This is a genomic window from uncultured Thiodictyon sp. (assembly GCA_903837595.1).
GTDB lineage: Bacteria > Pseudomonadota > Gammaproteobacteria > Chromatiales > Chromatiaceae > Thiodictyon.
This window is the reverse complement of sequence record CAILVI010000470.1, coordinates 1-3,976: the sequence shown is the minus strand read 5'-3', so window position 1 is coordinate 3,976 and position 3,976 is coordinate 1. Positions and strand designations below refer to the sequence as shown.

2 protein-coding genes are annotated in these 3,976 nt (G+C 65.4%); one reads left to right on the top strand and one right to left on the bottom strand.

Annotated elements, in window-relative coordinates; all coding sequences use genetic code 11:
* Window positions 1–183 precede the first annotated feature (183 nt).
* Window positions 184–2,769: a type IA DNA topoisomerase gene (locus tag QZY44_RS28020; protein WP_295455834.1), complete on the bottom strand. Its 2,586-nt coding sequence runs from the start codon at window positions 2,767–2,769 to the stop codon at window positions 184–186.
* 566 nt (window positions 2,770–3,335) lie between these two features.
* Here QZY44_RS28020 and QZY44_RS28015 point away from each other — a divergent pair.
* Window positions 3,336–3,788 (top strand): surface-adhesin E family protein, encoded by a 453-nt coding sequence (locus tag QZY44_RS28015; RefSeq protein WP_295455832.1) that lies wholly within the window; start codon window positions 3,336–3,338, stop codon window positions 3,786–3,788.
* Window positions 3,789–3,976: the final 188 nt, after the last annotated feature.

Here is a 3,976-nt window from a genome sequence, read left to right as displayed (position 1 = left end):
CCACAAGGGGGGAGGGAAAAGTGGAGCGCGCTCCCGGCGCGACTTTCACGGTAAGAACCTTGATTGCTGGGTTTCGCTGCGCTCTACCCAGCCTACAGAGGGTGTGCGGATTGGCGCGATGGCGAATACGTTCACAGTCTCACTGGGGTGCGGCGCTCCCACTCGGTCGCCCTGAAGGGCGACCTACAGGCGTAGCCGCACTTTGAATGCGGCGTCCAATTCGAGCCGGCCATCGCACCGGTTGCCCTGGTCATCCGTGAGACCCTTGATCGGCCGCGTACGGCGATCGCGGATCAGGGCGGCGATTTGAAGGTCCGTCAGCACCTTGCCGGCGAACTCGCGCAGGATCGCAAAATCGCAACCATCCCGATAGCGGTTGCAGCCGAAGCCGCGATGGCCCTGGATGATGCTCCCCTGGCCGCATTTAGGACAGGTCAGGCCCGCGGGACCGCGATCGGCCGCCGGCGGCGTCGCGGACGCTGATTTCACCACGGGGGATGCGGACAGGGCGCCGGCATCCGGCACTGCCACCGCAGCCGCGGCTGGCCCGGCGCCAAACTCGAACTCCACGCGCCCATCCGCACCCAACCGCAGCGCCGCCGTGAATGGCTTGCCGGCCTTGGACTGGAAACCCTCAAGGGGGCCGATCCGCCCGGCACTCAGCAGTTCACGCACTTGGGCCTTGGTGAGCTTCAACCCCGCCATGGTCTTCCACACCGTAAAGGCGCAGCCCTCGCGGTAGCGACTACAGCCCCAGGCGCGCGCGGTTTCCATCAGCTCGCCCTGCCGACACAACGGACAGATCCCCAGCCCGGCCGGACGGGGCGCCGCGCCCTGCTTGCCGGCGCGGCCCGCACCACCGGAGCGCCCACCCGCACCCCGGGCCGCCCGCGCATGGTCGACCTGCTCAGGGGAAAAGGCCGGCCCCTGCCAGACCCGGGGGATTAGGTCGCGCACGAGATCCAGGATGCCCTGATTGAACTCGGCCACCGGCCGGGTGCCCTCCTCCACCTCGCGCAACTGTTGCTCCCAGGCGGCGGTGAGCTCCGGGCTCTTGAGCGGCAGCGCGACCCGCTCGATCAGCACCCGCCCCTTCTCGGTGGCCCGCAACTGCTTGCGTTGGCGCTCCACGTAGCCGGTGCGGATCAGCTTCTCGATGGTCTCGGCGCGGGTCGCCGGGGTGCCGAGCCCGCTCGCCTTCATGGCCCGCGCGAGATCCCGGTCCTCGATGGTGCGCCCGGCGTTCTTCATGGCCGCCAGCAGGGTCGCGTCAGTCAGCGGGCGGGGCGGACTGGTCTCGCGCTCGCGGACTTCGAGCCGGTCGACGTGCACGGTCTGGCCCTGGGTCAGCGGCGGCAGGGTCTGCTCCTCAGTCTGCTCGGCCGGCGGTTCGGAACCCTCGGGCGCTGCGGCCGGCGGTGCACCGGACGCCTGGGCACGACCGGCTGGACTACCCGCGTCGGCCACCGTCCAGCCCGGGTCCATCACGCGGGAACCCCGGGCGACGAAGTCGGCGGCGCCGATGGCCAACAGCACCCGCGTCTCCTCGACCACCTGATCGGGCAGGAAGACGCAGACAAAGCGGGTCTGGACCAGGTCATAGACGCGTCGCAATGGCCCGCTCAGGCCGGCGGGGGCCGATTTGCCGGTCGGCAAGATGGCGTGATGGTCGGTGAGCTTGGTCTGGTCCACATAGGCACGGCCCAGGCGGTGGCCGGCCGCCAGCCGGGCCAACGCGGCCGGGGCCTGGGGATGGTCCAGCCCCTTGAGGATCGCGGGGAGCTGATCGACCAGGTCCTCGCCGATATGCCGGCTCTCGGTGCGCGGATAACTGATCAGCTTGTGGGTCTCATAGAGCGTTTGGGCCAGCTCCAGGACCTGGGCGGCGGTCAACCCGAAGCGGCGGTTAGCATCGCGCTGCAGGGTGGTCAGGTCATAGAGCGGCGGCGGCCGGTTGTGCTGTAGTTGCTGCTCCAGTTCGCGCACCGTGCCGGTACGATGCGGCTCGATCGCCGTCGTGATCTCCTGGTGCAGGCGCTCGGCATCCTCTTTTTTGTCGATGCGCGTCTCGCCCTCCTTGCTATAGCGCGCCACAAAGCCCTCCGCCAGGTGCGCGAGCAGCTCATAGAACAGGGTCTTGGTGAAGCCCGCAATCTCCGCATCGCGGGCGCAGATCATCGCCAGCGTCGGAGTCTGCACACGACCGATGGTACACAGGACCTTGTTGTGGACCGTATAGGCGCGGGTCAGATTCATGCCGATCAGCCAATCGGCCTGGGAGCGAGCACGCGCCGCACGGGCCAGGTCATCATAGGCGCTGCCAGGCTTGAGCGCGCGAAAGGCCGCGCGCAGCGCATCATCGGTGAGGCTCGACACCCACAAGCGGTCGAATGGCTTGCGGCAGCGGGCGTACTCATAGATCAGCCGGAAGATGTGCTCACCCTCGCGCCCGGCGTCCGTCGCACAGACCAAGCGCTGCGTGCCGGCGTCATTGATCAGCGCCTTGACGATCTTGAACTGGTCGGCGGTCTTGGCATCCAGCTTGAGCTTCCACTGATCCGGAAACATCGGCAGTTGCGCCGCCGACCAGCGCCCCTTCCAGGGCGGGCCATAGTCGTCCGGCTCCGCCAGATGAACCAGGTGACCGAAGGCCCAGGTGACGCAGTAACCATTGCCCTCAAGGCAGCCCTGCCCCTTGCGATTGGCCCCCAGGACCCGGGCGATATCGCGGGCGACGCTCGGCTTCTCGGCGATGACGACGATGGTCATCTGGCTAATAGCAAGACGCGTTGGCGCGCGCGGATGCCCAGCCACGCGTTGCGACCCATCCCCCACTCACAGACAACCGCCGCCACCGGATCGACCCAAGCCATATTCTCACTCCCGCACATTCGACTTCTGGAGTCCAAGGCTTCAGCCTTGGCCCTGTCCATCCAAGGCCGAAGCCTTGAACTCCGGCCCCGCCCCGGGGGGCGGCCCCACGAAAAAGGGCTTTTCGCGCCACAAGAAAGCAAAAATAATGCCCCCAGCAACACCCCGAACTGACTCACCGCCAGCATCTCCAGGCACTGCCGGCCGCCGGAGCAACCGGGCAGTAGACCGGCGCCGGCACCTGAGAGAAGGGCCGGCCGAGTCCGGCCGGTGCTCGCGGCTACCCGGCACAAGAAAATGATCTAGACTTCGCGAGCAGTCCCGCGTCGTCCGCGCGGGGCTGCGCTGATGACCGATCACCGCTCCCGTCCCCGGTCGTGAAACGCCTTGCAGCGGTTTCCCGTGACCCGGGACCCAAGAAGAGAATCGATGACATTGCTTAACCACATCTCGGGGTGATAAGAATGAAAAACAAACGCACTATTCTCTTTGCCATGAGTTCCTTGTTCGCGTGTTCCGTCAATGCCGAAGTCAGCACCTACCCGGCGCTCGGCCTGTGCCCGGATACCCCGAGCCAAGAATGCAGGGTGTTCTTTGATCCCAATGGCGTACGCTTAAAACAGGGCATCATGACAGTCAGTCTCATTCAAGACTATTCCCGCCCGCAGTCCATAAAGTTAGATGGCAAGAAGAAAACCTACAAATCGGCGGATGTCTATATGACGTTTGATTGCGCGAAGCGCCGCTACCAGAAAGTAGAGACGATCTATCGCGCCGACAATTATTGCCGGGGGAAGATTGTCGGCTCCCATAGGGCCGCCGGAACCGGGGAGGGCGCATGGAAACCGTTCCCGACCGACGCCAGCGACACGATTGGTGCATTATTGAAAAAAACCGCACCGGCTTGCCAGCGATGAACAGCAACGCCCGCAGCCCCACCGCAATGAGACGGTGAAAGTATTCGCTCCGGACCCGCAAAAGCCGCAATCCTGTAGGTTGGGGTGAGGAACGAACCCCAACATTTCAACGCCTTGCATTCGATCGCACGTTGGGCGTCGTTCCTCAGCCCAACCTACAGGGAATACTTGCCCAGTCTCAATGCCGT